The following is a 16,959-nucleotide window of genomic DNA, read 5'->3' on the forward strand; positions in this document are numbered from 1 at the left end:
ATCAAATATTTTTTGTGATACAAGAAGGAATTTCTTAAGGACAAGTAGAATTAATTTCATAAGACCTCACCTTCCTTGAGTTTTATACTCATCCGGATTATAGGATGGTGAGGTCTTATTTCTACATCAAGACTGATTTTTCCTGCTAAGTGACCTAATAAAATTTTACACTATCAATCATTCCAGGACCTCTATCTCATCTCCCGGTCTTATATATCCTCCCTTTAATACCCTGGCAAATACACCCTCAAGGGGCATGGCACATACACCCACCTGTTCAAAAATAGCACACTTCTTATGGCATTTTTTCCCTATCTGGCTAATCTCCATAATGGTTTCGCCTATCCTGAGCTTTGTCCCAACGGGATATCTGTATAGGTCTATACCCTCGGTCGTAAGATTTTCTGCAAATTTTCCGGTACAAAGCCCCTTAATCCCCAAGGCAGTAATCTTGTCTATGCTCTCCTGGCCTAACAGGCTCACCTGTCTATGCCATTCTCCTGCATGGGCATCTCCCATGAGTCCATGATTTTCCTTAAAATACCCCAATGGTATAGGTTCTTTTACCACACCCTTTTCCTGGCTGATATTTACAGCGGTAACCCTTGCCATATCTATTCCCCCCTATATTCTCCAGATTTCCCACCAGACTTGTACGTAAGCCTTATATCTCCTATCCTCATTCCCCGATCTACTGCTTTGCACATATCATAAATTGTCAAGCAGGCAACAGATACAGCAGTGAGGGCTTCCATCTCCACGCCTGTCCTTTCTACTGTCTTTACCCTAGCCCTCACATCTATACTGTTTTCCTGTACTGTAAAATCTATATCAATGCCTGTAGTCATAACAGGGTGACACATGGGTATTAAATCCGATGTCCTCTTGGCGGCCATTATGCCGGCTACCTGTGCTACAGCCAGCACATCTCCCTTTTCAATTTTCATTGACCGTATGAGGTCTATGGTATCTGGCTTCATTACTATAGTGCCTCTCGCTTCAGCAACCCTGGCCGTTATGTCCTTATCGCTCACATCTACCATCCTGGCCCGGCCTTCCTCATTGAAATGGGTAAATTCCATATTCACCCTCCTATCTCATACATATCCCCGTTCTTTAAATACTCACCTGCATCTGCCTCATGTTCCTTTGGCTTTATGTCTAAGGCCTTTTTGATTACGGGTACAATATCCTCACCCCTGCGCAGAGGCCCTTTCAAATCCACCTCCATATCCTTTAAGAGACATGGCTTTAACCGGCCATCGGAGGTAAGCCTCAACCTGTTGCATCTTGAGCAGAATTTGCAGCTCATTGGTCTTATAAGTCCAACCCTGCCTATGGCGTTTTCCAGCCTGTAGTAGCTTGCCACACCATCCTCACCCAGGGGTATCAATTTTCCGCCATCCAATACCCGATCACACGGGATGTAGTCCATATTCATTGCCTCGCCTATGGGCATCAGCTCTATAAACCTGACATCAACAGGATAAATGCTGGTAAGGTTAACCAGGTCATCTATCTCATCGTCATTAAACCCTTTTATCAGGACTGTATTTATTTTTACAGGGTAAAGCCCGGCATAAAAGGCCTTTCTTATCCCATCCAGCACCCTTTTTACATCACCGCCCCTGGTTATATAGCGGTATTTTTCTGGGTTTAAGGTGTCCAAGCTTACATTTATTCTCTTTAATCCAGCCATTTTAAGCTCATCTGCCATATCTCCCAGGAGTATGCCGTTGGTCGTCATGGCTATATCATCTATTCCATCTATCTTTGATATCTTTTCTATGAAGCCAATTATACCAAGCCTTACAAGGGGCTCCCCGCCGGTAAGACGAAACTTTTTGAATCCCAGCTTTGACGCTGCCCTGCATACCTCCAGTATCTCTTCAAAAGACAGTATCTCCGATTTTGGTATCCATTTCACTCCATCCTCAGGCATACAGTAGCGGCATCTCAAATTGCATCGGTCGGTAATCGAAATTCTGAGGTAATCAATCTCTCTCCCAAATTCATCCCTCAATCCCCTCACCCTGTTCTATGATATAATTCTGATATAGGGCCCTCATTGTCAATTGAACTGACTCCGTGAGCAGAATTGCTCTGTTTACAATACTAAGAATCATTTGAGCATAACATACAATATCAGATAGGTCCTTAAAGAAAGTCCATGATACTATTGAATTTTCAGCACCTGCAAAATAAAGCAAATATTAGAGTATGAGGACAAATGGTCAGGCAAACGGATGCTGTTGGCATGCTGTTATACCTACTTTTCAAGCTGGATTTATGTTATATGTAATATAGTTCCAATATTAGAAGTATCGTATCCGCCCAGTCTATCGACTTCTCTTTTAAACTCATCCGATCTCATTATGTCCAGGAGTTTTTTTACATTATCCATTTCCAGAAACTCTGTTGGTATGGCCAGATCATATTCCTCCTCACCTACAGGGATAAAATCCAGATTAAAGGCCTGAGCCGCCGACTTTACACCCAGCCCCGTATCCACAGCGCCGCTTGCCACCTGTGCTGCCACCTGCAGATGTGTGTACTCCTCGTGCTCGTATCCCTTTATACTTGCAGGGTTTATCCCCAGTTTCTGAAGGTTATAGTCAAGAAGAAGCCTTGTACCAGCTCCCCTCTGCCTGTTTACAAAGGTGACATCGTCTCTTACCAGGTCTGTAAAATTCCTAATATCCTTGGGATTACCCTTTGGTACAATAAACCCCTGCACTCTTTTAACAAACTTTATGAGCGAAATCCTTTTGTCCTTGAGGTATTTCTTTATATATGACACATTATACTCCCCTGTATCAAAATCTAAAAGATGCATCGGTGCCAAATGGCATTCTCCTCTTGTCAGGGCCATTATACCACCCATGCTCCCCACATTGGCTGATGATAAGCTGTAGAACGGAAACCTGGCATGGAGAAAATCAGACAGGACATCTATGAGCAGGTCATGACTTCCGATTACCACTAATGTCCCCTCTATCTCCCTTATGTCCTTTAGCAGCTCCACCCTCACCTGCTCTCCTGCCTCATATCCTTCGCTTTCCTTGGGTATTATCAGTATGCCATCTGCTCTGACCAGCGACATTATGACCCCAGCGCCCCTGTTTAAGGATGTGGCAATGAGCTTATCCCCTACCTTGCCAAGCTTTATCCTTACAAACTCCTTTTCTTTTAACGATGATACAAGCTTGTGGGAGACTATGGCATCTATCTGCGACCTGGCCGGTAAAATCTGCCTGTTCACCTTGTAAAGCAAGGGCTTTAAATAGTTATCCAGAGTAAAATAACATGACACCGGATAACCGGGCACACCTATAAATGGTTTGTTCTGAATAAGACCAAGAATAACAGGCTTGGCCGGCTTTGTGGCCACGCCATGGACAAGCATCCTGCCCATCTCCTCAATAATGGATGAGGTGTAGTCCTCTCTCCCTGCAGAGGAACCGGCTATGGTCATGACAATATCACATTCATCACATGCCCTCTCCAGTGCCTTTTTAAGAAGTTCCCTGTCATCGGGTACAATCTCATACACTGCAGGCTCTCCGCCCCATTCCCTCACATAACCTGAAATTATGCTGGAATTAAACTCCACAATATCTCCGGGTTTTAACTCAGAGCCAGGTTTTACTATCTCTGTGCCTGTGGGTATGATGCCTACCCTCGGCACCCTGTATACCTCCACCTCCAGTACACCGCCTGCCAGCATAGCCCCTATATCCACCGGTGTAATCCTGTGGTTGGTGGGGATGATGAGCTCATTGGCTGCCATGTCCTCTCCTATAGGCCTTACATGTTGCCAAGGCACTGCCGGCTCTGTTATCTCAACCTCATCGTCGCTTATTCTAATAAGATTTTCCACCATGATAACTGCGTCAAAACCTTCGGGTAGAGGATCACCCGTGTCCACAACCATATAGTTGATACCCTTCTTTAACCTTTTGTGGTTGAGGCGCGTAGCTCCAAATGTCTCATAGGACCTTACAGCTATACCATCCATGGCCGCTGCATTGAAATGGGGTGAGGAGTTTATGGAGTAAACCGGCCTGGCCGTAATCCTGCCCTGTGCCTCCTTTGTCTTTATCCTTTCAACCTCCATCTTTACATTGCAGCTACCGAGGAAAATTTCCACTGCCTCTTCCATGTCCATATTTTGAAGGTAAACCTCATTCATTAAAAGTCCTCCCAAGTTAATCTCTCGATATATATTATAGCACATAACGATATGGCATAATGATTCTATTGCAAAAATGGCGCTACCATCCCGGCATCTCGGCGCTCATCCTGGTACAACAAGGTCAAGGGATATTCCCCTACCTCGATGATAGGCAATCCAACTGAGAAATATCTATAATTCTATTAATACCTGCATTTTGCATGAGACACCTCCATTCGGCGTCCATACCTGATGCCCCTGCTACATTTGTCACTCATTAAGAGTATCACATACCCGCTTCAAGGATGCCTTTGAACGTTATTATGTCACCTATAGCAAGCGACTACAACGTCATTCCAATAATTTAATATAGCCTAACCTTAACCACCTGCCCCCTGTTTAAACCCTCTCTGCCAGCTTCTATTCGTACAACCCCATGGGCTCTGGTAAGCGATGTGATTAGACCAGATTCTCCATAGACTGGATAGGCAAGGTACTCATTTCCATCCTCTTCAAGCCTGACCGGCAGATATTCCTCTCTCCCATGGTTGGATGAGTAATTCTCTGCCATGCGTGCTGTTACATATACATCGGAATCCAGTTCCCCATGGGATATAATAGGCCTTACAAAAAGCCCGTAGATAGTCAAAGCAGATACAGGGTGGCCAGGCAGGCCAAACACAGCTTTGCCGTCTATACAGGCCAGCAGAGTGGGTTTACCAGGCTTAACGGAGACACCGTGTACCAACATACGGGACCCATCAAATGATCCCATCACCCTTTCTGTCATGTCCCTCACCCCTACAGAGCTTCCGCCAGATATCAGGACTATGTCATTATCCAGCAGCATGTCTGAAAGAACTTTCCTCAATGATTTGAAGTCGTCCTTCACTATACCATACACCTCTGGTGTCCCTCCATCCTTCACTACAGATGCTGCCAGAGAATACAAGTTTATGTCTCTCACTTCCCCCGGACCTGGATTCTCTCCTGGGCTTACTAATTCGTCCCCCGTGGATAATATACCTACCCTCAACTTTTTAAATACAGGCACCTTTATTATCCCAAGAGCAGCTAACACTCCCACGTCCTGCGGCCTTATCCTGTGGCCTTTTGTAAAAAGCAGGTCACCTCTTTTCACATCGTCTCCTCTTGAAATGATATTCTCTCCCGGCGCTACCGGCCTGGCCACTGTCACCTCTTTGCCCAGCCTCTCCGTGTACTCTATCATAACCACCGAATCAGCACCCTCTGGCAACATACCGCCTGTAGGCACATATACGGTGTGGTATCTTTCCAGCTTAATATCGGTCGCCTCTCCCATCCTCACCTCGCCCTGGATGGTAAGGTATGACGGCAAGGCCTCACTGGACCCAAATGTATCTGCTGCAAAAACCGCATACCCATCCACCGTACTCCGGCTGAAAGGAGGCAGGTCTTCCGGAGAAATTATTTCCCGGGAAACTATCCTCCCCAGTGACTCCAGAAGGCCCACCTCCTCAGCCTCATCATACCTGAACTCATTGTTTATAATATCAATAACCTCAGATGTTCTCAAAACCTCCAGCATATTATTCCTCCGTTAAAATCCAATATATCTTGCATATATCTCCTTGGCTTCACCTTTGTTTTTAGCCCCTTTAATTATAGCCCTCCCGTCTCTAAACAGGGTTAACCTTTTTCCTTCTGTTTCAAAGCTCAAAAGATAAGGACTTATACTGACATCAATCCCAACCTCTTTTAATCTATCATAAATACTCTTAAGGTTGATAGAATCCATTACATAGGGAAATACCTCAAAGCTGTCTGATGAACACAGGGACACAGTATCCGGGTTGTTAAGATTTAAGAATTGAAAATCTTCCTGTATGCAGCAGGGACACTCATCATTCCTTTTTATGTTCACAATATTATAGGAGTTAAACCAGGCATCTATAAACAGCAGTCCTTTTATCATTGTCTCCTGATTCCCCGAGAGATATTTTATGGCCTCCAGAGCCTCTATGCTTCCTATAATATTGGGAAGCGGAGATAGTATCCCGCCGGTCTCACAGGTATCAAAGGTTCCCGGTGCCGGCATATCCCTGATATAGCATCTCAGACACGGAGTTTCTCCGGGTATTATATCCATTATACTGCCATATCCACCTATGGTGGCCCCATATATCCAGGGTATGCCAAACCTTACCGCAAGGTCATTCATCAAAAACCTTACCTGAAAATTGTCTGTACCATCCACCATCAGGTCTATCCCGTCAATAAGACGAAGGGCCGTTGCACCATTAAAGTCCGTGTCATAGGCATCTATCTCAACCTCACTGTTTATCTTCTTGAGTTTCTCCGAGGCAGCTATCGCCTTAGGCTTATATATATCCGACTCGTCATATAATATCTGCCTATGTATATTGTGCATCTCCACATAGTCCCTGTCCACCAGACGTATATAACCAACACCACTCCTTACAAGAATCTCTGCTATGGTAGAGCCCAGGCCTCCACACCCTACCACCAGCACCCTCGACTTTAAAAGTCTTTCCTGTCCATCTACCCCAAACGGTTTAAACGTCATCTGTCTTATATATCTGGAAACAGCGTCTTTAGAATTCCAGTCAAGGTTTATTTCGTTTGTATCGATATCAATCCCTCCCTTGTACCGATCTCCTTTATTATATAACAAATTATATAACAACACTATATCCCTGAAATGTACATTAGCTATCTCCTCAGCAACGGCATCCCTCTTGCAGCGTTCACATAATACCTCCACAGCAGAATCTGACCTGCTCTTCACATATTTAAAATACTCCTCTGCAGTAAAATAGCTGCCACATTTTGAGTATTTTAGCATCCTGGCACATGACGCACAGCCTATGCATGTGTCTGATCATTCCTTTTAACAGCTACCCCAATAGTTTTACCATTCTATATAATTACCTCAATTACCTTATGTCCTGCACGTACTTCTCCACCATGGGATTTCATTGCTTCCGCAATTAGCTTTACTATTCCATCAGTCGGACTTGGATAAACGACAGTAGTTACTCCCTCGCCTGCCAGCCAGCCTTTTATCATAGTAAACATCTTAGCTGCGGAAGAAGCTTCCTATCATAGCTCTGGATCTCTCATTTAACTAACCTATCTTCCCAATCTTCTCTAATTCGGGGATTAGATCTTCAAGACCTACATCTCTTAAATGCTCCCTTGTTGGGTAGCCGGTCTCTCTATTCCAACCCAGTGCCTCATACCAGTTTGCTACTGTAACTTCAAACTTTTCTGGGTCAACCTGATCATAAAGCACCCTGATAATTTCGTCCCATTCCATTTTGGCGGTCCTATCGTGATTACGAAGCAGTATCGCCCTTGTTAATGTATTAATCCTCTCCCCTGCCCTATAGTATTCCTCTTCGGAAGTTTCTACGCCGGTAACTGAGGAGAAAAGTGCAGCTTCCAATCCTGTAGATTTATGACCTTCCCCAATAATCTCATCTTCATTTTCCCAACGCCAACCCATATACTTGCGCAGTGGGAATTGGAAGCAAACAGGCAGGCAATCGATGAGTATTCCACGTATTGTAGAATCCTTTGCCCATTTTACCGGGAAGTCACTTCCATATTTGTCCGGATCCTTCGCCAAGTAAGCAAGGAAATCATCGTGGATCCAATCAGGCCACTTATTATGATGAGGATCACGTGTGTCAATCATCCAATTCAATGCGCCAGGCAGCCACATAGGAAATTTCAACTCAGACAATATGCCTCTTGAAGCATAACCCCAGCCCCCAATAGGAGCCACAGGACCTTTCCTTTTATGCTTTGTACCAAATGCAGGATCATAGCCTTCATGTTGAGGATACCAGTATTTTTCCGGTCCCAGCTTCTCAACCGTTCTTCTCAGACCCTCTGCCAATGTATCGCCAAAGCCTTTTCTGTAAGCTATCATGTAGAGAAGGTCTATCCACCACTGATTGTTTAGTATATCTGTCGGCATACCCATTAGTGATTCAGTATCAATTCCCATCTCTTTTGTGTACTGAAGCCATGGAACTATGCCATAAACAATCTCATGATGTCCTATACCTAATTGCTGTGCAAGCACATGGATTTCAAAACCTCGTTCAAAGTTTCTGTCAGTATCAGCATGGCTAAGAATCTGTTCATATCTGGTGTGTACACAGCCGGTCATTCCGGTTACAAGGCCTATACGGGAAACTGTAGGTACATTTCTAAATTCAAAGAATCCACAGCCACCGAGACAGCCTGTAGCACATGACTTGGCAAAAATTGGATAAGGCATATTTTGAATTTCGCCCATCCAGTCGTATGCATGTGTGTCAAACATTGGCTTATCGCCTGACCAATCTGTCCACCAAGGATTTTCCTCTTTCTTACCAAGATTACCATATATTAAAGGGCGTTTTCTCCTAATAGGGTAGAATTCCTTTACTTTTTCAATTGTTGCTTCAACATCTGCAACCCTGCACTGATGTTTTCCTCCAACAAGGGAGATAGCCTTCAGATTCTTGGAGCCTAATACTGCACCCACTCCGCCCTGTCCAGTGGCGTTATGTGCGCCACATCCCATTATGGCAAAACGAACAAGATTCTCGCCTGCAGGACCGATGCCATAGGACTCGGTGTCTTTACCATGACGTTCACGAAGTAATTGTTGTGCATCTATAAGGCCCAGGCCCCAAAGATCTTTCGCTGGTTTTAACTGAGGTACACCATCTTGGATTAATAAATAACACGGTTCTGGCGATTTCCCCTCCAATATGATTCCATCATAGCCATTCCACTTTAACTTTGCCGGGAAATGTCCACCTATTGAAGTATTTGTTAGCTGTTCTGGATAGCTGTGTGGTGATATACTAATAACATTACACCTTCCTGAACAAGGGGATAGAGTTCCAGAGGCAGGTCCGTTCACAATTATAACTTTGTTCTCCGGGTCGAAAGCCTTTATCCCAGGTCCAACTTCCTCCCACCATATTCTAAGCGCTACACCGTAACCGCCCACATACTTTGGGACATATTTCATCGTATCAACTGTTGAGAAGGTTCCTGTTGTGAGGTCAACTCTCAGTATTTTCCCCGCCCATCCATATTCGCTACTCATCTCTAATCATCTCCTTTATCATTAATATTTCTTTAATTCCAAACACATAGTTGGACACATTTCCACACAGACAGGTCCATTTGGTCTATCTTTGCAGAGGTCGCACTTTACAGCCTTTTTCTTTACACTGTTAAAGTTGATTCTCGGGGGATCAAGCGGACAAGCTTTAATGCATAATTTACACCCTATGCACTTTTCCTCATCTATGCACCTTGCACCTGTCCTTTCATCAATATATATTGCATGTGTAGGGCAGGCGGCCATACATGATGGGGATATGCATTGCTTACAAGAATAAGCAAAGTACTCACCGCGGAATGGATCCCTTGACTCCCATATTCTATTCAGTTCTAGTCCACAAGCTCCATCGTGTACCGCTGCGCAATACATCTCACAGATTCTGCAGTCCTGGCAAAGTGATTCACTTGGGTCTACCATGGATATATAACCTATTGCTTTTTTCCAGGGACCACCCTTTTTTTCATGATTTACACTTTCTGTATTTTTCATAGATAACCCTCCTTTTGAGATTATAGACTTTATAAATCACTTAAAAGCATATACCTAATTTCTGGGGATCTATCTATATAGCGAAACAAGACTAACACTTTGCCACGACACCCAGTCGTTCAGGTTTTGAATATACCGTAAGATGGCTACCTCGAGCATACCCAACAAGTGTTATATTAAGCTCTTGTGCCAGTAAAATTGCCCGTTCTGTAGGTGAAGTGAGCGAAACTATTATAGGAGTTTGCATTTTTGCAGCTTTACGTAACATCTCTGAAGATATTCTTCCACTGGTTATTAATATCTTGTCCTTGGTAGAAATCTTTCGCATCATACATTCACCAATGATTTTATCAATAGTATTATGCCTCCCTATGTCTTCTTCCAATGCAATAATGCTCTGGCTATCACAGATAGCAGAAGTATGAATACCACCACTCGTGCGATAATGCACAGCGCTTTGCTGCATTTGCTGCATCAAAAAAAGTAGTTTTTCAGGTGTTGTATATATTTTAGAATTTAATTTGGGGCCAATATCACTATCAATTAGGTTCATGCCACCACCACAACCGGAGGTAAGAACTCTTTTTACAGGCAAAACGAAATCCTCTTTCTTTAATTTTACATCTGCAATGGCATCATCCACGCAAACCCGACGGAAAAACACGTAAGTTATATCATCGATATCATTAATAATTCCTTCAGCGAGCATGTATCCTATCACCAGGAATTTCAATTTTAAAGGAGTGCAGAGGATGGTCACCAACTCCTGACTGTTTATATATATGGTGAGAGACATCTCCTTTGGTACGGAAAGATCAATTTCTTCCCATTTTCCATTAGCATATCTTTGACTCTTAATACCCGGGGCAACACCTTGTGGTATCTCTATTAAATTTTCTTCCAAATCTCCCAACTCCTTTGACTCCTTTAATACTTAGCACTCTTTAACATAAATACGATGACGCATTATCTATTGTAAAATTTAATATGGTTGTGGTATGATGCTCATAGGAAGGTGAGCATTATGCCTACGTTTCTGCAATATCCCACCAACTTTGCTTATTACAAACATATTAATTCTAAAGATTTGGCAGAAGTGTAAGAAGTCCTACAAGGGCTATTTCCCTTTGGTCTTCAGGCAGAAATTCCAGTGAATCCACAACTTCCTTGAAACCTTCCGGAGTAAATGAAACTTTTTTATTCAAATCCATAGTTTTGAAACCTTCTGGAGTAAATGAAACTTTTTTATTCAAATCCATAGTTTTGCCTCCTATCCACTGTAATTTCTAACAAATTCATTGACAGCCAGCATATTTTCACGAGTGGCATCATTTTTATAGGACATCATTTTGTTCTGGCTGAATACAAAACCTTCACCCATTTCATCAATAAGCATTTTAGCATAATCTACGCATTTTTGTGGTGTTGATTTTCCCAATAGGTCAACAGGCATTCCTCCTGCAAGACAAATATTTGGGACTTTCTTTCTGACTTCAAATATATTATCATTTTCAACGTGCAGTATTATTGTACCTTTGGGTACATCCTGGAAGAAATCGGCAATTCGCAGGAATTCGGCTTCACAGAAAAGATATGTGGTTTTTCCCTGTGCTGTCAATCTGTCAATCACTTTTTTGTATGTAGGCCAGTAGAGCTCTTCAAACTGTTTTACGCTCATTATACTGTGGGCCAAAAATGCTGAATACAAGTCACAAACATAATGTGTATTTGGAAGTTCCAAAAGCTTATCAACATAAGCTAAAAAGCCAGGCTCTGATGCCTGTACAAAATCTTTTATCTTGTTGGGGCGCTTTCTCATGTCGATGGAAAACTCCTTTATCCCTCTATATCCGGTGAATAAAGTTTCAATTGGAAGCTGGCAGTAATTCTTGTAAACTTCAGGAATACCATATTTGTTTTGGAATATGCCTTTTATCTTTGCATCATATGCTCTGAATTTGCCCAGTTCTATAATTGCTTCCTGTATCTGCCCAATTGTAAGTTCCCCGAATTTTCTTGGTGCTACTTTTGTCCAGAGGAACATGGTAGGATTAGCCAAATATTCATCATATTCGTCCCCCTCCATAAGTACATGATCTACCGCATTAATAGCACCAGTTTCGTCATTGATCTGATGTTGAAGTCCGCCAAGTATATTGTTCAATTTATTAACATTTCTTGTTCCATAATCAAGATAAGCATCAAACTGGTAGCGCTCGTGATGCTCACACATAACTTTCTCCATAATGTCCCAATCGCTTGTTGCCTCACTGAGCTTGACATTCAAATCAGAATCAAATATCTTCCATGTGAAAGTATTGGCTATCATCGGAGTTCTTTTAGGTTTTCTGAAGTTCATTGCATCATTAAACAACTTCATTCTTTCTTGAAGCATCTCCTGTGCACTTGTCATATTATTTCACCCACCCCTTACATATTTTTACACCTTCAGCGGCGTTTGTGGTAAATGCATCTGCCTCAACATACTCATATGATTCCCTGGTTACAGGATTTTCGCTTATTATTATCTTTACCCCGTCCCTGAGTCCTGCTTCCTTTAATCCGTCAATTGTATCCTTCATGGAGTCTATTGCAAGCGTCAATACCCCGCTTAAGCCCACTATGTCTGGCTTTACTTCCTTTACCTTTTCCACAAAATTTTCAACTGATTGGTCTATCCTAAGGTCATACACTTCAAATCCGCCTGCTTCAACCATGCTCTTGAATATGTTCTTACCACGGGCTCGATTTTCTATGCTGCCGCCATATTTATCTGTACGGTGGTTAAACAACGGTGAAAAGAAGTTGCTGATAAGTATGCCATGCCCTCCATGAAGCAAGACCATGTCCATTCCAGCTTTAAGAGCGCGTTCTGCTGCATCGGCAAATAACTTGATCCAATTATTTATATCTTCTTGAGACATCATATCGATAGGCGACTTGCCTTCAGGCATTTCATGTCCAAATGCAAATCCAGCGAGTTCGATCGATGCCTTGGCTCCATACCGATGTACGGCATCCGCCAACACAGCAAGGCCCGGTATAAGGAAAAAGCTATATGAAATTGATTTAACAGATCATGAAAAGAAAGTACTTGAATCAGCAGCAAAAAAAGTATGCGTCACCGTATCGTGATGTGGTTTGGACTAAATAACCTTGCTAGCTGCGCAGAATTACGATAATGATGAAATTTCTTCACGATTAGATGCCCCGCGTTAGATTGTAAGCAAGTGGTGCAAACGTTTTTATTATGATCGCGTCATAGACCTGCAAGATCAGCCCGTGGCGGACATCCCGGTTCTTTTCCCCTAGCAGTAGTCATTGAAGTTAATGCTCTCGCCTGTCAGCCACCCATGGCCTGGGGATATCGTTATCATGTGTATCCATTACAGAGCTGTATAGGGAAGTATACATCCAGGGTATTGTGGCCCTGGTTAACAGCATGACTCTATGGCGCTGTTAGTTCAATCAGCCAGGTTTTAATGGCTTCATCTTTAATCAGTGTGCCTTTTAGATTTAGGCTGTATCCCGGTATTTTACAACCCTTTCTAGTTTTAAAACTCGAGTTAGAATTCTTATTGCTTTGGCTATGGGTATAGTAGGTGGAACTGGCTAAGCCGACAAAGTTCAGGACGGTTTGTTTGGGATAACTATTCCTGATCCACCTGTTGGCAATAGCGACTTTGTCGGCTACCGATGGTTTTTAAGGTCTCTAATTTCACGCAATATAGCAAGTTCCAATTTTTTTCAGCGAGCAGTTGTTTCAGTTGGTCGTTTTGTATGCTTACTTCTTTTAACTATTGCTATATTTATTATGTTACCCATGATACAAAGATTTCTTCCAAGTTCGTTAGGGGGCTATATAGATATCAACGGTTCTTTTCTTTGATAAGCGCTTTATAGGCATCAGCATTGAGTAAGTTGTTAAGCTCTTCCTCTAGTTTCGTTGGCTCAATCACCACTAGCCACCCTGCATCATATGGGTCCCGATTTATAATGCTTGGCTCGTCGATCACATTAGCGTTTACCTCCTTTACTTTGCCACTTATGGGAGAGTAGATGTCTGAAACTGATTTTATAGACTCCGCCGATGCGAAAGGCTGCATCTGCTTGACCTCACTCCCAACTTCAGGTAATTCGACGAATACTATTTCTTTCAACATCTTTTGAGCGAAGTCAGTTATACCGACCCTCACCGTGCCGTCAGTCATAACCCTAGCCCACGTGTCCTCCTTTGTATAATAAAGAGTTATTCTAACTTCATATTCCTCAGCCATTTAATAACACTCCTCTCGCACATTCGCTAATTCTGAATTAAGTCAATAACCACCTGCAAAGCAATTGTTATCTTTATTCAATAAAAGGCATGGTCAAATCTGTATCCCCATGGCCTCAGCCACAATCACCGACAGATCATATACTTCCATTTTGTCTTTCCTCGCTGCTTGAGTCAAACTGTTCTCACACAAAGGACAAGCCGACACAAGGGCCTCTGCTGCCGTGCCTTTGGCCTCTTGTATTCTATCATACGCTATGTCCTTTGATAGATCTGGAAACGCTACAGCAACCACGGCACCACCGCCACAACACCAAGCGTTACCTCTGTTTCTAGGCATTTCAACAAACTTTGCTCCTTTGATTGCCTTCAAGGCATTCCTTGGCGGCTCGTAAATATTTTCGTGTCTTCCAAGGTGGCATGGATCATGGTAAGTGAGGGTCTTTACAATTTCTGTGTCAAGGTTAATCTTACCATTCTCAATCAAATCAGCAATTACTTCGCTGCTATGCACAACTTCAAAGGGAAGTTTGCCAATGATTTCAGGGTAATCTGTTTTAAGGGAATGAAAACAACCTGCACAAGATGTTATAACTCTTTTAACACCCGCCACTTTTAACGCATTAACATTGTGCTGGATCAATTCTTCTGCAAGAGACGCATTACCATCCCATAATTCTGGAACGCCGCAGCACCACTCATCCTCCCCTAGGTATGCCACATCGATACCACCTTTTTTGAGAATGGCTACTGTAGCCTTAGCTATTTTAGGGTTTCGATAAGATGCATAGCAACCAGCAAAGTAGACTGTATCACCCGTCTTAGGAAGGTCTAGTCCTGCAGCCCACGCAGATCGTTTTTCTACAGGTTCACCAAATGGGTTATGTGACTTCTGAACATTGGAATCTACTGCTTTGAGAGCTGGCAGAGGGCCTTTACCTTCTCTGACAATATCTACTCTCATAGCCCGGGTAATCTTCGTTTCATCAATTGCCGGTTGTCCTGTGTGATGATCCAGCAGTCCGCATTGTTCATAGCAACTTTTGCATCCAAGACAGGTATAGACGACATCAATGAGCTCAGGAGTGTATTCAAGTTTACCATCAAGGATTGCTCTTGCTATCTGGTTTCTTCCTCTAGCGACATAATGGTCAAAGCCACCTGTATGTTGTTGGACAGGACATATGTAACCGGCCTCTCCAACGATGCATTTCCCACATCTTCCACAGCTTTCAACTGCAACTCTATATTTTTCCAACATGTTTATTCTTCCTCCTTATAGGTTCCAAAGTCCTGGACATAGAATATTATTCGGGTCAAGCGTTTTCTTGATACCGCCAATGAATTTGGAGAATGCAGGTGACCAAACCGAACTTACAAGGTTTGAGTTGCTGCCTTGGGCGTAGCATACACTCGTTCCTTCTTTCAGAATAAAATCGACACCCTCTTTCCATACCTTTCTTACATAATCTCCTGCTCCGGGAACAGCATCATTCCAATGCAGAGTTACTCCAATTAACATCGCGTTTGCGATTGGGAACGAATAAAATACCCTTGAGGCTCCATATTTTGCATTTTCTTCTTCATGCTTATCAAATACGTAAAGAAGTTTTTTGCAAAATTCCAGAGAACCCTTCCTGGGATATGCTAGTTCCCATGTCATAAACGGACAGGAGTTGGAACAAGCTTCATGCACTATTTCCGCCGTCCCGGTGCAACCATGAGCACCATAAAAAACCATCTCAGGAGTTCCCGGTTGACCCTTTCCGTCTAAACAGATTTTTTCGATACCTTTGAGCCTGAGGTCTACATCTTCCTGGTTATTGCCTTGCACCGAGAAGAACAGACCGTATCCTTCCACGCCGCGTACACCGAACTTTGCCATGGTGGGCATATCATGCATTATTATGCCGCTGTATAATGGCGGGGTGGTCTTACTCAGTTCCAACTGAACGTTCCACACGTCTTCCATTGTGCTAAAAAGGAAACTACCGGACTTACTAATCTTGGGGATAGGATACATCAATTGAGTTACTTCTGTAATGATGCCGAATGCACCTCCACTGCTTAAGAATAAATTAGTCAAATCCGGCGCTGTTGCTTCCCTATAGTCAATACCCGTTCGATTTACATTTGTGTCAGGCCCTGCTCCCGTGGTGATAATTTCGCCAGTAGGCAAGACTACTTTCAAGCCCAATATATGACGCCAGTTATATCCTCCTGAAACGTTAACGCCGCCACCATTTACCCCGCTTAGTATTCCGCCCATCGAAGCAGTAAAGTAAGGCCCTATAACTGAGTGAACAAAATATCCATAATCTCTCAACGCATCGTCAAGCATACTGGGACGGATACCTGCGCCATAAGTTACCTTCTGGTTTTCTACGTCAATATCGAATACTTTATCCAAACGGCCTAGATCAAGAACAATGTTTCTTGCCGGTTCACCTTTTGTTATACCGCCGGCGGATTGCCCGCCTCCTTTTAGCGTCACCGGGAAACCCGTTCGATTTGCAAGCTTTACAATTTCCGACACCTCTTCAGTACTTCCAGGTCGAACAACTATCCCAGGTTTTACCGGTGCAAATGCACTTACATCACGTGAGTAAGGTATAAGGGCGAAGTCTTCATCCGTAACATATTTTGATCCAACAATCGCACCTATGGCCTCATACAATGGATGATGTTTTCTTGTCTCCATTTTTACAATCTCCTTTCTTTAATTCTTCTTTCACACGCTGGTATTTTTCCAGCGTGCGCACTTGACTCTTTTTAAATAATTATATTCCTCTCTGCAAACATATTATAAATTCCTCTTTTTAATAATTAATCTGCTAATTTTTAATGACATTTGTAAAGGTTACATTTGATAAGCTTTTTCTT

The 16,959-nt window shown here is 43.0% G+C and carries 16 protein-coding genes; all 16 read right to left on the reverse strand.

Annotated features, from left to right (window positions below):
* Positions 1 to 177 precede the first annotated feature (177 nt).
* The 16 genes from FWJ32_RS04310 to FWJ32_RS04380 all read right to left on the reverse strand — a co-directional run bounded on the left by FWJ32_RS04310 (position 178) and on the right by FWJ32_RS04380 (position 16,777).
* A complete protein-coding gene (locus tag FWJ32_RS04310; RefSeq protein WP_149544747.1) occupies positions 178 to 612 on the reverse strand; it encodes an MOSC domain-containing protein in 435 nt (144 codons plus the stop codon).
* 2 nt (positions 613 to 614) lie between these two features.
* Positions 615 to 1,082, reverse strand: a complete 468-nt coding sequence (moaC, locus tag FWJ32_RS04315) for a cyclic pyranopterin monophosphate synthase MoaC (RefSeq protein WP_149544748.1) — start codon at positions 1,080 to 1,082, stop codon at positions 615 to 617.
* A gap of 2 nt (positions 1,083 to 1,084) precedes the next feature.
* On the reverse strand, positions 1,085 to 2,023 hold the full coding sequence (moaA, locus tag FWJ32_RS04320) for a GTP 3',8-cyclase MoaA (protein ID WP_149544749.1): 939 nt from the start codon (positions 2,021 to 2,023) through the stop codon (positions 1,085 to 1,087).
* Positions 2,024 to 2,287: 264 nt separating this feature from the next.
* Positions 2,288 to 4,192, reverse strand: coding sequence for a molybdopterin biosynthesis protein (locus FWJ32_RS04325; RefSeq protein ID WP_238988788.1), 1,905 nt, complete (start codon positions 4,190 to 4,192; stop codon positions 2,288 to 2,290).
* 346 nt (positions 4,193 to 4,538) lie between these two features.
* The gene (locus FWJ32_RS04330) at positions 4,539 to 5,744 is read right to left on the reverse strand and encodes a molybdopterin molybdotransferase MoeA (RefSeq protein ID WP_149544751.1); all 1,206 of its coding nucleotides are present in this window, start codon (positions 5,742 to 5,744) and stop codon (positions 4,539 to 4,541) included.
* A gap of 12 nt (positions 5,745 to 5,756) precedes the next feature.
* Entirely contained in the window at positions 5,757 to 6,965 is a 1,209-nt protein-coding gene (locus FWJ32_RS04335; RefSeq protein WP_162523493.1) for a ThiF family adenylyltransferase, read from the reverse strand.
* A gap of 131 nt (positions 6,966 to 7,096) precedes the next feature.
* On the reverse strand, positions 7,097 to 7,246 hold the full coding sequence (locus tag FWJ32_RS13270; protein ID WP_162523494.1) for a hypothetical protein: 150 nt from the start codon (positions 7,244 to 7,246) through the stop codon (positions 7,097 to 7,099).
* Positions 7,247 to 7,304: 58 nt separating this feature from the next.
* Positions 7,305 to 9,290: an aldehyde ferredoxin oxidoreductase N-terminal domain-containing protein gene (locus FWJ32_RS04340; RefSeq protein WP_149544753.1), complete on the reverse strand. Its 1,986-nt coding sequence runs from the start codon at positions 9,288 to 9,290 to the stop codon at positions 7,305 to 7,307.
* 21 nt (positions 9,291 to 9,311) lie between these two features.
* Entirely contained in the window at positions 9,312 to 9,800 is a 489-nt protein-coding gene (locus FWJ32_RS04345; protein WP_149544754.1) for a 4Fe-4S dicluster domain-containing protein, read from the reverse strand.
* A 91-nt stretch (positions 9,801 to 9,891) separates the two neighbouring features.
* Positions 9,892 to 10,713 carry a formate dehydrogenase accessory sulfurtransferase FdhD gene (gene fdhD / locus FWJ32_RS04350; RefSeq protein ID WP_203227575.1) on the reverse strand — a complete coding sequence of 274 codons (822 nt, stop codon included), beginning with the start codon at positions 10,711 to 10,713 and terminating at the stop codon, positions 9,892 to 9,894.
* 166 nt (positions 10,714 to 10,879) lie between these two features.
* Positions 10,880 to 11,059: a hypothetical protein gene (locus FWJ32_RS04355; RefSeq protein ID WP_149544756.1), complete on the reverse strand. Its 180-nt coding sequence runs from the start codon at positions 11,057 to 11,059 to the stop codon at positions 10,880 to 10,882.
* Positions 11,060 to 11,070: 11 nt separating this feature from the next.
* Positions 11,071 to 12,213: a uroporphyrinogen decarboxylase family protein gene (locus FWJ32_RS04360; protein WP_149544757.1), complete on the reverse strand. Its 1,143-nt coding sequence runs from the start codon at positions 12,211 to 12,213 to the stop codon at positions 11,071 to 11,073.
* 1 nt (position 12,214) lies between these two features.
* On the reverse strand, positions 12,215 to 12,829 hold the full coding sequence (locus tag FWJ32_RS04365) for an oxidoreductase (RefSeq protein WP_149544758.1): 615 nt from the start codon (positions 12,827 to 12,829) through the stop codon (positions 12,215 to 12,217).
* 840 nt (positions 12,830 to 13,669) lie between these two features.
* Positions 13,670 to 14,077 (reverse strand): glycine cleavage system protein GcvH, encoded by a 408-nt coding sequence (gcvH, locus tag FWJ32_RS04370; protein ID WP_149544759.1) that lies wholly within the window; start codon positions 14,075 to 14,077, stop codon positions 13,670 to 13,672.
* A 93-nt stretch (positions 14,078 to 14,170) separates the two neighbouring features.
* Positions 14,171 to 15,337 carry a (Fe-S)-binding protein gene (locus tag FWJ32_RS04375; protein ID WP_149544760.1) on the reverse strand — a complete coding sequence of 389 codons (1,167 nt, stop codon included), beginning with the start codon at positions 15,335 to 15,337 and terminating at the stop codon, positions 14,171 to 14,173.
* 15 nt (positions 15,338 to 15,352) lie between these two features.
* A complete protein-coding gene (locus FWJ32_RS04380; protein WP_149544761.1) occupies positions 15,353 to 16,777 on the reverse strand; it encodes an FAD-binding oxidoreductase in 1,425 nt (474 codons plus the stop codon).
* Positions 16,778 to 16,959 lie beyond the last annotated feature (182 nt).

This window comes from Calorimonas adulescens, from assembly GCF_008274215.1.
Lineage (GTDB): Bacteria > Bacillota > Thermoanaerobacteria > Thermoanaerobacterales > UBA4877 > Calorimonas > Calorimonas adulescens.